The organism is Streptomyces fulvoviolaceus (genome assembly GCF_000718165.1).
Taxonomy (GTDB): domain Bacteria; phylum Actinomycetota; class Actinomycetes; order Streptomycetales; family Streptomycetaceae; genus Streptomyces; species Streptomyces fulvoviolaceus.
Genome location: NZ_JOEY01000010.1, coordinates 163,053 through 178,972, shown reverse-complemented (window position 1 = coordinate 178,972; position 15,920 = coordinate 163,053). Strand labels below are relative to the sequence as shown.

The following is a 15,920-nucleotide window of genomic DNA, read 5'->3' as shown; positions in this document are numbered from 1 at the left end:
CGACGGTCGGACAAGTGCCGTTCTGGGAAGTGCATTTGGCCCAGCTGCCGGCCGGGTTGCCGACGGGCGCGACGGAGAAGGACTTCATGATGTTGGCCGCCGGGGCGCCGCCGACGGAGACGCTGGTGCAGGCGGTGCTGCCGGTCGCCGTCTTGTAGGTGTACGTTCCGGCGCCGTAGGCCACCGCGCAGGTGCCGCCCTCTCTCGCGCACCGGGTGAAGCCCGGGCGCAGGGTGTCGGTACCCGGCGCGAACCTCACCCCAGCGCGGACTCCACCAGGGAGGCCGCGGCCTTCATGCCGGCCTCGTTCGGGTGGTATGTGGTCCGTCCCGAGGCCGGCTTGTACTTCTCCACCCACGGGTCGGCCGCGCAGGCGTCGTGGCCGTGGCTGGCGGTGGCGAGGCGGACCAGGGTCGCCCCGGTGTCGTTCGCCGCGGCGATGTACGCCTGCGACAGGCGGAGGGCGACGCTGCGCTCGTACACGCGCTGGTCGGCGGTGAGCGGTACACCGGTGCAACCACCGGTGTCGGGCAGGAGGGTGGAGTAGCTCACCAGGAGGACGCGTGCCTGCGGGGCCCTGGTGTGGACGGCGTTCACGACGTTCTCGATCCGCTGGCCCACCACGCCGAGGGCGGTGTTGATCGCGGCCCGGTCCACGGTGCCACAGTTCGTGCCGCCGCTGTTCTGGCAGGAGTACGTGACCATGCTGCCCAGGTAGTTGACGTCGTTGCCGCCGATGGTGATCGTGACCAGGTCGGTCCCGCTGTTCACGGCGTTGATCTGCGGCGGCTGCGAACCCTGGTTGGTGGTGAGGATGTTGGCCGTCGTGGCGCCGCTGCAGGTGACGTCCGTCAGCTTCGCCCCGGTGTCGCGGGCCACGATGGCGGCGTAATTGTTGTTCGACCGGCTGCACGCCGCGGCCCCGCTGCTGGACTGCACGGGTGGGATGCTCGGGCCCGCGGCGAACGAGCTGCCCATCGCGACGTAGTCGAGACCGGCCGCCGTGGTCGAGGCGGTCCCCGCCTGAGCGGTCTTCGTGGTGACCGAGTCGGCGGTCAGGGCCAGTTGGGCCTTCGACTGCCGACTGGAGCCGTCCGCTGTGGCGCTGCCGCCGCAGGCCGTGAGGGTGAGGGCACCCATGACCAGGGCTGCACAGGCCATCAGGGCGTTTCGTCGGGGTGTGTCCGTTGCCACAAGGTGCTCCTGTCTTCATGGTTCATGGGGTGTGGTCCGCTCCGGTGCTGTCAGGGAAGAGCACGCAGTGCCGCATGTGGTTACTGGTGAGACCACGTGATGGCTGTCGCGTGACAGAACCAGGACATCCGGAGGGTCTGGCCGTCGCCCGCTGTGACGCGTGCGCAACTCACTGTCGCCGAGGGAGAGTTCAGACCGCGTGGCCGCGGCGGAGGGCCCCCGCCTCCTTCGCCGGGCGGCCCGTGCCGCCCGTGCCGCCCGTGCCGCCCATGACGATGACGATGACCTGGAAGGCCGCGCCGAAGTAGGCAGTTACGAAGCGGGAGATCCTGCGGGTGCTGCTGTTCGTCGAGCGCGCGCTCGGGTCACCAGTTGATGGCGTCGTCCATCGACTGCTGCCAGTACGTGACCTTGATCGAGTCGTCGATGTAGACGCCCTTCGCGGGCAGCGACGGGTGGGCGGCGACGCCGACGTTCCCGCTCATGGAGCGACCGTAGAAGTAGACGGTCAGGGACTTCGCGGTGTAGCCGCTCTCGCTGCTGCCGTCGGTGGCGGACAGGCTGATGGCCGCGTACCCGGACTGGCCCGGCTCGAGCGTGACGACCGCCTGCGGCTGCGAGTCCTCGATGACCGGCGGCACCGACTGGGCGTCAGTGAACTGGACGGTCGGGTAGCCGTACAGGAAGCAGGACTTGCTGCCGGTGTTGGTCACCGTGAGCAGCATGTGGTTCACGGGGCGGTTCAGCGGGGCCGCCACCGTCTTGGTGTTGGACCCCTCACAGGTGACCGGCTTGCTCGACGAGCCGGGCGCCTTCGACGCGGGGGCGCCGGCGGCGGGCTTCGAACCGGCGGTGGTGGACCCGGCGGTGGACTTGCCGCCGGAGGAGCCCGTGGAACCAGTGGAGTTGGAGTTCGCGCCCGAGGAGGAGGTCGCGTCGGACGACGGGCTCGTGGAGGTGGTCGCCGCCGCACCCTCGTCGTTGGCGCCCGTTCCGTCGTTGCACGCGGTCAGGGAGAGCGCGGCGAGGACGGTGGTCGCGGTGGCGGCGACGAGACGGGCGCGGGAGGTGCGGAACTTGGACATGTTGATGTGCCCCTTCGGCGTTCGGGTGGCGGTGGTGACTGGATGACCGAAGCTTGTGAGGTGATCCGTCCCGACCGCCACGCCCAGCGGGGTATTGGGGACGCTGGAACGCCGAAATACACTCTGACCAGCGAGAACACAGTCACCCTGGAACGGGCGAATGGGATGCGAGGACTGCGGGGAACGGGTGTCAGGGGCAACAGGGAGTGAGGAAACCGAGGCCAGCAGATCGTCGGGCAGTACCCGGATGGGGTGTGGCGACCCCGCGGACGCACGGCCCGAAGTCGTGATCGACCTGGCCGATCAGCTGGTCGCAGACGTAGCCAGGGCCCTCGGCACCCGCACCCGCACCCGCACCCGCACCAAGAAGCAGCCGGTTGTAGACGCCTCGCCAACTGTCGTACCGCTCCGGCAGATGGATCCACTGCGAACTGGTCTCGAACTCCAAGGCGATCGCGTCGCTCACCACGAAACGCCCCGGGAACGGGTCAGGGGTTCCAGTAGACGCTGGTGAACGTGCGGTCGAAGCGCCGCGCGGCCAGGTCCTCGCGCTGGATCACCCAGTGGACGGTGGCGCTCTCCCAGCCCTGCACGTCGATGCCGGCCACCCAGTCGGCCAGGAGCACCCAGTCCGAGACGTCACCCGAAACCGGTCCGTCCCCCCAGCCTGCTTCCACGGCTTTCACCGCGCTGTGTACGGCGTGGGCGACCGGGTCGGTGTCGATGGCCTCCTCATCGGCGTATCCCCCGATCTGTAGCGGCCCCTCGGGGGCGATGTCCGCACGGGTGCTCTCCCAGACCGCGACGAGTTCCTCGCAGCGGGGATGCCCGGGATGCGGCCCGCCCCACGGCATGCCGGGCTGAATGACCGACTTGTGGTGGGGCAGCGACACATTGGCCGTCGCCTGCAGCGGGCCCTGCGGGAACTCCTCGAACATCGCCTCGTAGTCATCCGAGTCGAAGGAGTTCCAAGCGTGCCTGTCCCGTTCGGCCACGGCCGTGCCGACGGGGACGTACACCACGCTGCCCATGGTCTCGTCATCGCCTTCGGTCTCGGGGAAGGCAAAGAGCAGCAGCTGACCGTCGGGAGGCAGAGGCAGGTCCGTCGCGTCGGCGGGCAGGGCCGCGAGGTCGATGGAGGCGACGAAGGGGTGAGCGGGGTCCGGAGTATCGGCCGGAAGCAGGAGCGGACCGCCGAATCGGCCCACGACCGGCCCGTCCCCGCCCCGCGTCAGCGTCGCACAGGGGCGGGCGGTGGCCAGCCATCGCTCCGCGTCGTCGGCCGGTATGCCCCGCGCAATCGCCTTGTCACGGAAGGGACTTAACCGGTCCCACATCTCAGGAGTCATGAGCACACCGTAAGGGGAGGCACTGACACAGCCACTTCGAAGCCGCGGCGGGCAGCCGAGGAGCCGCCAGGGAACCAGGGGCCGACTTCGATGAACGGCCGGTGGTCAGGGCCGCGGAGACCAGCAGAGCCCCGGCGAGTACGGCCCTGCGCTGCGGTGGCCAGAACCGGCCATGGTCACCCACGATCTTCACTTCTGCACCCGGTCGCACAGCGAGGCGTCACGCGTTGTCCGCCTCGCTCCTTCACTCAGAAGCCGAACCCGCCTTCCTCCGCCGTTCGGCCAGAAGTCCACGCACCTGCCTCGGCCATTAGGCCGATCCGCCGGGCGCCGTCCGGCGCCTAGGCTGCGCTGCGTAACGTTCAGAACGTCCGTGGCCAACAACCCTGCCGGGCAGGTCAGTTCACCCGCGCGAATTCGAAGGATCAGCGAACATGTCCTTGAAGAACAGTCGTCTCAGGCTTGCCTCAGTGATCCTTGTCGTGGCGCTCTCCGGCCTGGCCACGGCGGGACCCGCCATCGCGTCCGCGCGGCAGGCTGTCGCCGGAACATCCACGGCTGCGCGGGAACAGGCGCCCGCGACACCCACCGCCTTCGTGGATCTGCCCACGAGCCCCCTCCCGACCGACGGCGAGCAGCACGAGGTCACGGTCACCTACCGCAACGACTCGTCGGCGGACCGGACCGTTGCTCCCCAGCTCCTGGTGGAGTCCGCTGACGCCGGGCCGTTCCTCACCCCGGCGGACATCAAGCTGGAGCGGCGCACCGCGCACGGCTGCTGGGAGGCCGTACAGGTCGGCACCCAGACCGGCACGCTGTTCACCGACCTCCCGGCCGCGCAGCGCACGTTGCGCGCGGGCGAGACCCTCACCCAGGTCTACCGGCTGACCGTCGTCAACCCGCAGGCCAAGGGCACGGTGGCCCCGAGGGTGGCCCTCTTCGACTGAACCCCGACGGGCGTACTCCCCACGAGAGCCGGAAGCCGTCCGCGTGCACGGCACAGGGCGAGCCGCAGGGCCGGGAGCGCGATCGCGCTCCCGTAGGGGAGCTGCCCATCGCGGGGTAAAGGGTTCGGCATCGTCCGTTCAACGCCCTTGTTCTGTGCATGAAGCGCTCGATGGGATGCGCGAAGACCACTTCGAGATCACTTCGAGATCACTTCGTAGGACCGAGACCACTTCGTGAGATTCCGAACCACAGGGGGATTCATGCACATAGCCCGTAGCGGGCGGGGCGTCGCGGCTGCCACGTCCGTCGCCGCCCTCGCGGTCGCCGCGCTGGCGACCGCCGCCCCGGCCGGCCTCGGCGCCACCGCGCCTGCCGCCGTACCGCACACCAAGGCGGTACCGGCCGTCGTCGGGCACACCCTGGTCCACGACGTGAGCAGCCCGCTCTCCAGCGCGCAGTGCCAGGCCAAGTGGCAGGTCAACTGCTACAGCCCGCTCCAGTACCGCACCGCGTACAACCTGAACGCCCTCTACCGCAAGGGTGTCACGGGCAAGGGACGCACCATCGTCATCGTCGACTCGTACGGCTCGCCGACCGTCCAGCACGATCTCGACGTCTACAGCAAGCAGTTCGGTCTGCCCAGCACCAAGGTGAAGGTGGTCAAGTGGGGGCACGTCCCCGCCTTCGACCCCAAGAACTCCGACATGACCGGCTGGGCGGGCGAGACCACCCTGGACGTCCAGATGGCACACGCGGTGGCGCCCGACGCCAAGATAGTCGTGGTGGAGACGGCGGTCTCCGAGACCGAGGGCACCACCGGTCTGCCGGAGATGATGGACGCCGAGAAGTACATGATCGACCACGGCGTCGGCGACGTCATCAGCCAGAGCTTCGGTGCCACCGAGAACACCTTCCCCGGTTTCGGCAAGGGCGACTTCTCCAGCATCAAGAACCTGCGGTACGCCTTCCAGGACGCGAACCGCAAGCATGTGACCGTGCTGGCCGCCTCCGGTGACGGCGGCGCGACCGACCTCAAGGCGGACGGCAAGACGTACTACAAGAAGCGCGTCAACTCCTGGCCCTCCTCGGATCCGCTGGTCACCTCGGTCGGCGGCACCCAGCTCCACCTGAACGACAAGGGCGACCGCGTCAAACCGGACAGCGTCTACAACGACTACGGCTCCGGTGGCGGCGGCCAGTCCCACGTCTTCACCCGCCCGGCCTTCCAGAACGGCGTGAAGAGCATCGTCGGCACCCATCGCGGCACCCCGGACATCTCGATGTCCGCCGCGGTCGACGGCGGCGCCTGGATCTACTCCAGCTACGACCCGACCGCAACGGGCTGGGACGTCAGCGGCGGCACCAGCGAGGCCACCCCGCTCTTCGCGGGCATCGTCGCGCTCGCCGACCAGGCGGCCGGCCACCGGGTGGGCAACATCCAGAAGTCCCTGTACGACCTCTACGCCCGCCACGCCAAGGGCGTCGTGGACGTCAACGACGGTACCGACAACAGCTATGAGGGCGTGGCCGGCTACAAGGCGGTCAAGGGCTACGACCTCGCCACCGGCGTCGGCACCGTGGACGCCCTCCGCTTCGTCCCGGCTCTCGCGCGGGCGAGCCGCCACGGCTGACTCCCCCGACACCACACGGACGGCCCGGGTCCCGCACCCGGGCCGTCCGGATTCACCGCTCCCGTCCCCGTCGCGGCCACCCGTACTCCGGTCAGCGGCCTTCGGGTGGTGGGGCCGTGCCGGCGGGGAAGCGGCGGAGCGCCTGGGCAGGTCGACGCCGCCTCCTCTTCTCCACCTCCGGCACCGGGCTCCGACAGATCGGCGGGGTCGGCGACGCCTTCCGCCGCGGCCTGGAGCATGCCGTCGGTGATCCGCTGATCTCGCATGGTCGTACCGGTCACCCGGTCCACGTGGGCACCGGCGTGCGTGGCCCGCGCCCTCTGGTGGAGCGGGCTCCACCTCCGGTCGGGGAGTGCGATCCCTCGTGGCGACGGGCTGGTGGCGGGATCGTTTGATCTCGCAAGGTCAAGGGCCCCCTTGGCGATGTTCGAACCCCTCCCCGCATGGAGATCACTCCTGGCAGGATCGGCTCCTGCCGCGCGGGGGATCACAGACGGAGCGAGTCTTGGAAGGCGGAGCAAAGTACGTGCGCACATGGATACGCGCCGGCGCAGGTCCGAGCGCCGGCCGGGGAATGAACGAGCGCGCGCACGCGCGGCAACGATGGGCGGCACGGGCGTCGTTGACGTGCGCGGGGCTGGCGCTGATCGCGCCGATGGGAACGGCTCCGTCGGGAGGGCTGGCCCTCGTGGCGGCAGGGGCCGTTTCGGTCGCCGTGAGTCTGGTGGCGGTGTGGTGGATGCTCACCCGTCGGGGGTGGTTCCGGATCGCCTCAGGGGTCCTTGCCGTCGCCGCTCCCGCCGGCGCGGTCACGCTCTTCGTCACGGCGCACCTGTTCTGGCTGCTCCTCCTGCTGCTGGCTCTGTGGGGGTTGGCCGTGTGGACCGGCAAGTTCGCGCTGTCCAGCACGCAGTCCCACGTCGTACAGGTCGTGGAGTACGAGACGCCTCCTCCCGCGAGGCCGTTCCTCATCATGAACCCGCGGTCGGGAGGCGGGAAGGTCGAGCGGTTCGGACTCAGGGCGAGGGCAGAGGAGCTCGGAGCCCGAGTGCATCTGCTCGACCCCACCCGGCCGGACGGCCCCGAAGACGTCGCCGCCCTCGCCCGTGACGCACTCGCTCAGGGCGCCGACCTGCTCGGCGTGGCCGGCGGGGACGGGACGCAGGCACTCGTCGCGGCAGTCGCGGCGGAGCACGATGTGCCGTTCCTGGTGATCTCCGCCGGTACCCGCAACCACTTCGCGATGGACCTCGGGCTCGACCGCGATGACCCGTCGACCTGCCTGGACGCACTCACCGACGGCGTCGAGATCCGGGCCGATCTCGGCTTCGCCAACAGCAACCCCTTCGTGAACAACGCGTCGTTCGGAGCGTATGCCGCGATCGTGCAGAGCCCGGCATACCGTGACGACAAGGTACGCACGACACTGGAGCTGCTGCCCGAACTGCTCACGCGTGAGAAGGGTCCGCGCCTCACCGCGCACCTCACAGGTATGGGCGGCCCCGTCGTCGCCATCGACTCGCCCCAGGCGGTCCTGGTCAGCAACAACCCTTACAGCATTCATGACATCGCCGGCCTCGGAAGACGGGAACGGATGGATCTGGGTGTGCTCGGCGTACTCGCCGTGACGGTGGAGGGCGCGGCCCAGGCTGCCGGGCTGTTGCGCGGGCGACACTCCGAAGGGCTCACCGCAGCCGCCGCCCGGGAGGTCGTGGTGGACGCCGACCAGGACGCCATCGCGGTCGGTGTCGACGGCGAAGCGCTGATGCTCACCACCCCCGTGCACTGCCGCGTCGAGGCGGGGGCCCTACGGGTGCGCGTGCCCCGCACCCGACCCGGCGTACCGGCGGTCAAGCCGGCCCTGGACTGGCGCCGACTGCGCAAACTGGCGGCAAGGGTCGGGTGGACGGCGCTCCCGAAGAGCCGGCAGACACGCCGGTGACCTCAACGGCCACGGCGGAACCGGTTTCCAGGGACTCCGGGGACGGACTGAACGGCGCTCTGTGCCTTGCGGCAGCGAGGGCCGTCCAAGTCCCGCCCGGCGGCCGGATCTTCCCTCGGAGCAGTAGGTCGTCAGGCGGGACCCGGTACGCCGACCGGTCCTGAGCGCCTGTGCGGCACACACCCGACCACAGGGTCTTCAGTGGCTCGACGGTGCGGGCTGCGACGGCACGAGTGCCTGCTCACCGCGCGGTGGAGCACCTGTCTTCCGGACGTCCGGCCGCCTGCTCGTGCGCCGCCACAGTCGTCCCAGTGACCGGTAGAAGCGGTCCGGCAGGAACACGGCGTCCGCGATGATCATCGCGCCGGAGAAGAGCGGCAGCCCCATGAGGACGGCGATACCCAGGTGCATGCCCAGCAGCACGGTCAGGACCGGGTACTTGAGCCGTCCGAACAGGACGAACGGGAAGGCGACCTGCAACAGCACTGTCAGGTAGCAGGCGACGGCGATCAGTACGTCGTGCTCGTCCGCCATGAGGGAGAGCTCGGGCCAGGGCCGGAACAGGTCGAGGTTCAGGACGTAGTGGAGGGCGGTGCCGTTGCCCCAGGTGCCGCCCTGCACCTTGTAGAGGCCCGCGGATCCGTAGAGGAAGCAGACCTGGGCCGCGATGACGAACATGCCGCAGTTGTGCAGCACCGACGTCAGGGTCCGGCGGGAACCACGGAGCCCGGCGGCCGCAGCCCGACCCCCCGGCGGGCGCGGGGTCTTGCCTGCGGAGGCCCGGAGACGGGCTCTGCGCGCATCCAGGGACCAGCGTCGGCCGCATGCGGTGAAGACGAGGTACATGGCCATCAGGAGGACGAGGTTGTCTCCGCCGTCGGTCATGAAGATGGCCCTGGCGTGGAACGAGGCCACCACGACCGCGAACAGCACGGACACCGCTCTGGTCCGCCAACCCACCATGAACAGCGCGGAGGTGACGAGTGCCAGCACGTAGCAGGTCTCGAAGTACGCTCGGCTGTCGGACAGGGTGAGGATGCTGGCCCACCCCGTCTGGTCGAACAGCTGCCTGGCCAGCTCGGGCGTCCATGGTGAGCCGGGGCCCCAGATCTGGTCACGGTGCGGGAACTCGCGCAGCAGGAAGACGAGATAGAGCAGGCCGTATCCGATCCGGAGGACCGCCGCGGCGTACAGCGAGACCGGCCGGTCGGTCACGACGGTGAGCAACTCACCGATCCGCCCGGGTACATGGCGCGGCGCGCTTGCGTCCGCCGCCTCGGGAGCACGCCGGCACGGCGGGAGCGACTGCTCAGTTTCCATGGGAGGCCACCTTCCACCAGGGCAGATACCGCGTTTCGGCAGGCTTCGGCGCCGTGGCGGACGCATCGGGGCCGCTCCCCCCGGCAGGCGCGGCGACGGGCACGGTGATCACCCGCAGCTGGACGGACTCGAAGGTGCCCCCGCGGCGGTCGGCGATGCGATCCGCGGCGATGTTGGTCAGATACCGCTGCACCATCAGCGCCCGCTCCGAGCGAGGCTGGTCGTCGCCACCATGGGTTTCGAGGTACGAACTCCATGCCCGCCGCAGCATGTTCTGTGCCGTATGGCTCGGGAAGGCGTTGTGCTTCACCGCGGAGTTGTCCACGGCGGTCAGGTCGAACCAGCCGCTCACCCGCACCGTGCCGTCCGGGGCGGTGTGCATGGTCCTCGCCGAGATCTGTCGGTTGACGGACTCCGGATCCGGCGCGAAGAGTCTCCAGTTCTGCTCGAACAGGGGGAAGATCCACGCATTGACCTGCCGGCTGTACTGCTGGGAGAGCGGGTTGGGGGGTGCCACGTGCAGAAACACGAGGAGGACGTGGACCAGGGCCGTCGCCAGACACAGGACCACGGCGGCGCTCGTCCCCGCTCTCAGGAGGATGGGCGGAGACTGCGAAGGATCTCGGAGCGCAGGGATTTCTCCTCCCCGGGCCTTCTCCCCTGTCGGCTCGGGCCCAACGGGCCTTTCCGTCCTGGCTTCTCTCACTGCTTCTCCTGAGATCTCGCCGGCGGCGCGCGACGGAACTGTCACGATCCGGCGCGCGCCACCGGTCCTGATTGCTCGCATGGAGCTAGGTGGAGCTAGTCAGACTTCTCCTGGTGATCTTCATGGCCGCCGCCGTAGCCCTCGGGCTTCCCGCCATGGTCGTAGCCGTCGGGCTTCCCGCCATGGCCGTGGCCGTCGGGCTTGCCACCGTGGTCATGGTCGTCGGGCTTGCCACCGTGGTCGTGGTCGTCGGGCTTCCCGCCGTGGTCGTGGTCGTTTCCACCGGTCGCGCCGCCGGTCTGGCCACCTGTCGCACCACCGACGCTGCCGCCCGAGGTGGCTCCCGCGACGACGCCGCCCAGCGCGCCGCCGGTGGTTCCACCGGACGTCAGGACGCCACCGAGAACGCCGCCCAGAACACCACCGGTTCCACCACCCGTCGGCACACCGCCGACGACGCCGACCGTGGTGCTGCCCGTGGTGCCGGTCGTGGTGCTGCCCGTGGTGCCGGTCGTGGTCCCGGTCGTGGTGCCGGTCGTGGTGCCGGTCGTGGTCCCGGTCGTGGTCCCGGTCGTGGTCCCGGTCGTGGTGCTCCCCGTGGTGCCCGTCGTCGTGCCGGTCGTGGTGCCCGTCGTGGTGTCACCTGTTGTGGCACCGGCGATCAGACCACCACTGACCAGACCACCCGTGGTCCCACCGGTGCTCCCGGTCGCGCACTGCCCCTGGAAGATCCTGTTGCTGTCCAACGTCACGGCTCCGTCGTCGACCGCAGCGGCCAGTAGCCGGCCGTTGATGGTCGCCCCCGTGGTGGCCGTGATCGAGGCCGAGGCCAGGATGTTGCCCACGAACGTGGAGCTGGTACCGAGCGTGGCCGAGCTGCCGACCTGCCAGTACACATTGCACGGCGAGGCGCCATTGATGAGACGTACCTCGCTGGCGGATGCCGTCTTCAGCGAGGAACCGATCTGGAACACCCAGACGGCATTGGCGTTGCCCTGGGCGTTCAGGGTGAGCGGGCCGGTAATTTCTGCGGCGACGGGCGCCTTGTAGACGCCCGGAATCAGCGTCTGACCACCGAACTCATGGGGACTGTCGACGTACGTGACGTCCGGTGCCTGTCCGGCGGCCTGGTTGTACGCAATCCCCAGATCGCTCTGGGCTCCGGCAGCGACGGCGTCACCAGCATGCAGAGCTCCGGGCGGCAGCACGAGGCCGGGCGGGAAACCCACGATGGCCGAACCCGGACTCACTCCGACGTTGCCCTGGATCACCGAGCTGCCGGTGTTGGTGACTGTCGAACCAGCCAGTACTCCGAAATCCGCTGCCGTGCCGAGAGGCACAGGGATGGCAGCGGCATTTGCTCGTGTCGGCGTCATCGCGAGTACGGCAGCGGCGATCACCACGGCCATTACCGCCGCGATCCAGACCGACATGGTTCGCCGTAGAGGCACGTCAGGAATATTCAGCGTCATCGAGGGGCCAACTCCCTTATACGGATGGTCTTGGCGGTTCCCGGTCGCACAGAATCGCCTGTTTCTGGCGTTGGCATATTACTGAGGAGCATGCCGGTCGGTGATCCTCTGAGAGGGATTTCCCCGGAATCACTGAATGGACCGCAAAATGCATAGGAATACTTAATGGGCCGGGCGGCTCTGAAATCGGAACTATCGCCAAAGGCGCCCATCCGGCACGGTCGACGGAAGGGAAGACCACCGCCGGAAGATCGCGCGCTACCTATGGAGGGCCGCCACTCCTATCGGTATCGCCCGAGGCGGGACGACTTCATGATCTTGGTATCCGCGACGAGGATCCGGCCCGCCACCTTGGCTTATCTGATGAGTGAGGGCCTGATCGCGGTCGTCGGGTTACGGGCGATACGCCCGGCAGAGCCAAACTGACACACCACGGTATTCGGTGCATGGTGGGCCGCGGGAAGAGTGGCTTCGAGGCATCGCTCGGGACATGTCCGAACTGCGCTGTCCGCAGTAATATTGGCTGTGGGTTGGTTCACTCTCACGTGCAACCGCCCGGAAGGGCGACTCCGGCGTGTTTGCGCCGGAGTCGTTGTCACCGCCGTCGGCGATACAGGCCAGGAGACGTCGACGCTCGACCGTGGAGCAGACCCGCAGACCGGAAAAGAGAGTGCGAGTTCGGTTCTCGTCATCCGCTCCAGATCGAAGCCCCGGGTCAGCGGCCCGGGGCATACGTTTTGCCGCTGCCCCCCCGCCTGCAAAGGAACTGCCGGGGTGCGCCGCACGGCACCACCCCAACGCGTCGGTCGACCACTCCGCCTGATTGAAACCGTTCAATGCTCTCGCATCCGCCTCGCACGCCGGCCCCGCCCGGAGCCATCGCGAAGTAGCCGCGTCACGAAAAGAATTGCACAACGATTGACCCCGGCCTCACTCGGCTCTACGTTACTCACGCCTCTCACATCTGAATCGATTCATCCATTCCGTGCGAGTGAGGAGTCGTAGTGATCAGCAGGAGGAACATTCTCGCGGGCGCAGTCGCCACGGTCGCGGCAGCAACCGTCGACGGCGTACCGGCGACGGCCGCGCCGGCATCCGGACAGGTTCAGGCGCAGACACAGACCCGGCACAACGGGGTGCGCGTCACGGCGCCGACCGTGGAATACATCCGGCACCCCCTGGGGATCGATGCGCAACGCCCCCGGCTGAGCTGGCCGTTGGTCTCCGACGAGGTCGGCATGCGTCAGAGCGCCTATCAGATCCGCGTTGCCACCACCGCGTCGGGCCTGCCCCGTCCGGACGTCTGGGACAGCGGGAAGGTCACGTCCGGCGAGTCCGTCCTCGTGCCTTACGCAGGTCCCGGGCTCGAGCCGCGGACGCGCTACCACTGGTCCGTACGCGTGTGGGACGCCGACGGGCAGGTCTCCGGCTGGAGCGCGCCCTCGTGGTGGGAGACCGGCCTCATGGATGCCGGGCAGTGGACCGCCGACTGGATCTCCGCACCGGCGGACCTCACGGACGCGCCGTCCTTCGAAGGCGGTTCCTGGATCTGGTTCCCCGAGGGTGATCCGACGAGCAGCGTCCCGGCGGCCACCCGTTGGTTCCGCGGCACCGCCCAACTCCCCGACGGGATCACGGCGGCGACGCTCGCCATCACCGCGGACAACGTGTACGCCGTCTCCGTGAACGGCGTCGAGGTGGCCCGCACCGATCTCGACACGGACCACGAGGACTGGCGCCGTCCGGCCGTGATCGACGTACTGGACCGGGTGCGGGGTGGTGACAACGTTATCGCCGTCGCCGCCACCAACGCGGCCGAGGGCCCGGCGGGACTCATCACCGTCCTTGTCGTCCGGACCGCCTCCGGTGAGCAGAAGGTGTTCACCGACGGCTCCTGGAAGACTACGGACCACGAACCCCCCGCGGACTGGCGCGAGTTCGGCTTCGACGACGGCGGCTGGCCGGCGGCCGCGGTGGCTGCCGCATGGGGCGGCGGACCGTGGGGAAGGGTCGTCCCGGTGTCGTACGCCGTCACCCAGCTGCGGCACGAGTTCCGGCTCCCGCGCCGGAAGGTGTCCCGCGCACGCCTGTACGCCACGGCGCTCGGCCTGTACGAGGCCCACCTCAACGGCAGCCGGGTGGGCCGCGACCACCTCGCTCCCGGCTGGACGGACTACCGCACGCGCCTCCAGTACCAGGCGTACGACGTCACCACACTCCTGCGGCCGGGCGCCAACGCCATCGGGGCCCACCTGGCACCCGGCTGGTACGCGGGCAACGTCGGCATGTTCGGGCCCGGTCAGTACGGTCAACGCCCGGCGTTGCTCGCCCAGTTGGAGGTCGAGTACACGGACGGGACGAGTGAGCGCATCACGTCGGGCACCGACTGGCGGGCCGCCGCCGGGCCGATCGTCGCCGCCGATCTGCTGAACGGTGAGACGTACGACGCGCGCAAGGAGACCCCCGGCTGGGCCTCACCCGGCTTCGACGACACGGGCTGGCTCGGCGTGCGAGGCATGGGTGGCGTCGGTGACGTCGGTCCCGGGCTGATCGTCGCGCAGGTGGACGGCCCGGTACGCGTGGAGCGGGAGCTGACGCCGACAGAAGTCACCCAACCCAGGCCCGGTGCCTACGTGTTCGACCTGGGCCAGAACCTGGTCGGCTCGGTACGCCTGCGCGTGTCGGGCGACGCGGGAACGACCGTCCGGCTCAGACACGCCGAGGTCCTCAACCCCGACGGCACCGTCTACACCGCGAACCTGCGGAGCGCGGCGGCGACCGACACGTACACCCTCAAGGGGCAGGGGGAGGAGGTCTACGAGCCGCGCTTCACCTTCCACGGGTTCCGCTATGTCGAGGTGACCGGATTCCCCGGCACGCCCTCGGCGGAGGCCGTCACCGGGCGCGTCATGCACACGTCCGCCCCCTTCACCCTCGACTTCGAGACCGACGTACCGATGCTCAACCAGCTGCACCACAACATCACTTGGGGGCAGCGCGGCAACTTCCTCTCCGTGCCGACCGATACGCCCGCGCGTGACGAGCGGCTGGGGTGGACGGGTGACATCAACGTCTTCGCGCCCACGGCCGCGTACACGATGGAGTCGGCCCGTTTCCTGTCCAAGTGGCTTGTCGACCTTCGGGATTCCCGGACCGCGGAGGGCGCGTTCACGGACGTGGCGCCGGTGGTCGGCACGCTCGGCAACGGCACCGCAGGCTGGGGCGACGCGGGCGTCACGGTTCCCTGGGCCCTCTACCAGGCGTACGGCGACCGCCAAGTCCTGGAGGACGCCTGGCCGTCCGTCCGGGCCTGGCTGACGTACCTGGAGAGGAACAGCGACCGACTGCTGCGCCCGGCGCAGGGATACGGCGACTGGCTGAACGTCGACGACGAGACCCCCAAGGACGTCATCGCCACCGCGTACTTCGCGCACAGCGCCGACCTCGCGGCCCGGATGGCCGCGGAACTCGGCGAGGACGCCGCCCCGTATCGCGATCTCTTCGGACGGATACAGGCGGCCTTCCAGAACGCCTACGTCGCCTCAGACGGCCGTATCAAAGGCGATACGCAGACCGCCTACGTCCTGGCGCTGTCGATGGACCTGCTGCCGGACGCGTCGCGGAAGGCCACGGCCGACCGGCTCGTGGCTCTGGTCGAGGCCAGGGACTGGCATCTGTCGACCGGCTTCCTCGGCACGCCCCGACTGCTGCCCGTCCTGACCGACACGGGCCACACCGACGTCGCCTACCGCCTGCTGGAGCAACGCTCCTTCCCCGGCTGGGGCTACCAGATCGACCGGGGCGCCACCACGATGTGGGAACGCTGGGACTCCGTCCGGCCCGACGGCAGCTTCCAGACCCCGGACATGAACTCCTTCAACCACTACGCCTACGGCTCGGTGGGGGAATGGATGTACACGAACATCGCCGGCATCTCGGCGGGCCGGCCCGGCTACCGCGAGATCGTCATCCGCCCCCGGCCCGGCGGCGCCGTCACCACCGCTCGCGCCACGTTCACCTCGGTCTACGGCCCCGTCTCCACCCGTTGGCGGCAGCAGTCCGGCCGGTTGACGCTGACGTGCGCGGTGCCGCCCAACACGACCGCCGAGGTGTGGATCCCCGCGTCCGGTCCCGACGCGGTGACCCGCACGCACGGAACGTTCCTGCGCCAGGAGGACGGCTGCGCGGTCTACCGGGTCGGCTCCGGCACCCACCGCTTCACCACCTGATCGAGCCGGATCGAGCCGGATCGAGCCGGATCGAGGCGGTGCGG

Annotated in this window: 12 protein-coding genes; 5 read left to right on the top strand and 7 right to left on the bottom strand. The window is 69.3% G+C overall.

The window, feature by feature from the left end; all coding sequences use genetic code 11:
* The first annotated feature begins 14 nt into the window (after window positions 1–14).
* Window positions 15–158, top strand: coding sequence for a hypothetical protein (locus IG08_RS60080; protein WP_158812226.1), 144 nt, complete (start codon window positions 15–17; stop codon window positions 156–158).
* 97 nt (window positions 159–255) lie between these two features.
* On the opposite strand, the gene IG08_RS0112975 is transcribed toward IG08_RS60080, so the two are convergent.
* The 4 genes from IG08_RS0112975 to IG08_RS0112965 form a co-directional block, all read right to left on the bottom strand.
* On the bottom strand, window positions 256–1,161 hold the full coding sequence (locus IG08_RS0112975; RefSeq protein WP_234342864.1) for an SGNH/GDSL hydrolase family protein: 906 nt from the start codon (window positions 1,159–1,161) through the stop codon (window positions 256–258).
* A gap of 398 nt (window positions 1,162–1,559) precedes the next feature.
* Window positions 1,560–2,279, bottom strand: a complete 720-nt coding sequence (locus tag IG08_RS0112970; protein ID WP_030600294.1) for a DUF4232 domain-containing protein — start codon at window positions 2,277–2,279, stop codon at window positions 1,560–1,562.
* Between the two features lie 190 nt (window positions 2,280–2,469).
* Window positions 2,470–2,745 carry a hypothetical protein gene (locus IG08_RS60075; protein WP_158812225.1) on the bottom strand — a complete coding sequence of 92 codons (276 nt, stop codon included), beginning with the start codon at window positions 2,743–2,745 and terminating at the stop codon, window positions 2,470–2,472.
* Between the two features lie 22 nt (window positions 2,746–2,767).
* Window positions 2,768–3,628 carry a DUF1963 domain-containing protein gene (locus tag IG08_RS0112965; RefSeq protein ID WP_052424659.1) on the bottom strand — a complete coding sequence of 287 codons (861 nt, stop codon included), beginning with the start codon at window positions 3,626–3,628 and terminating at the stop codon, window positions 2,768–2,770.
* A gap of 434 nt (window positions 3,629–4,062) precedes the next feature.
* Here IG08_RS0112965 and IG08_RS0112960 point away from each other — a divergent pair, with 434 nt between their 5' ends.
* The 3 genes from IG08_RS0112960 (at window position 4,063) to IG08_RS0112950 (ending at window position 8,149) form a co-directional block, all read left to right on the top strand.
* Window positions 4,063–4,575, top strand: coding sequence for a hypothetical protein (locus IG08_RS0112960; protein ID WP_030600289.1), 513 nt, complete (start codon window positions 4,063–4,065; stop codon window positions 4,573–4,575).
* Between the two features lie 261 nt (window positions 4,576–4,836).
* Window positions 4,837–6,207 carry a S53 family peptidase gene (locus IG08_RS0112955; protein WP_030600287.1) on the top strand — a complete coding sequence of 457 codons (1,371 nt, stop codon included), beginning with the start codon at window positions 4,837–4,839 and terminating at the stop codon, window positions 6,205–6,207.
* 574 nt (window positions 6,208–6,781) lie between these two features.
* Entirely contained in the window at window positions 6,782–8,149 is a 1,368-nt protein-coding gene (locus tag IG08_RS0112950) for a diacylglycerol/lipid kinase family protein (protein ID WP_030600285.1), read from the top strand.
* Between the two features lie 198 nt (window positions 8,150–8,347).
* On the opposite strand, the gene IG08_RS0112945 is transcribed toward IG08_RS0112950, so the two are convergent.
* The 3 genes from IG08_RS0112945 to IG08_RS0112935 all read right to left on the bottom strand — a co-directional run bounded on the left by IG08_RS0112945 (window position 8,348) and on the right by IG08_RS0112935 (window position 11,647).
* On the bottom strand, window positions 8,348–9,469 hold the full coding sequence (locus IG08_RS0112945) for an HTTM domain-containing protein (RefSeq protein WP_030600283.1): 1,122 nt from the start codon (window positions 9,467–9,469) through the stop codon (window positions 8,348–8,350).
* The gene (locus tag IG08_RS0112940) at window positions 9,459–10,040 is read right to left on the bottom strand and encodes a DUF5819 family protein (protein WP_052424650.1); all 582 of its coding nucleotides are present in this window, start codon (window positions 10,038–10,040) and stop codon (window positions 9,459–9,461) included. Before IG08_RS0112940 ends, IG08_RS0112945 begins: the two co-directional genes overlap by 11 nt.
* Window positions 10,041–10,270: 230 nt before the next feature.
* Window positions 10,271–11,647, bottom strand: coding sequence for an ice-binding family protein (locus IG08_RS0112935; protein ID WP_030600279.1), 1,377 nt, complete (start codon window positions 11,645–11,647; stop codon window positions 10,271–10,273).
* Window positions 11,648–12,651: 1,004 nt separating this feature from the next.
* On the opposite strand from IG08_RS0112935, the gene IG08_RS0112925 reads away from it, so the two are divergent.
* A complete protein-coding gene (locus IG08_RS0112925; protein ID WP_030600277.1) occupies window positions 12,652–15,876 on the top strand; it encodes an alpha-L-rhamnosidase in 3,225 nt (1,074 codons plus the stop codon).
* Window positions 15,877–15,920 lie beyond the last annotated feature (44 nt).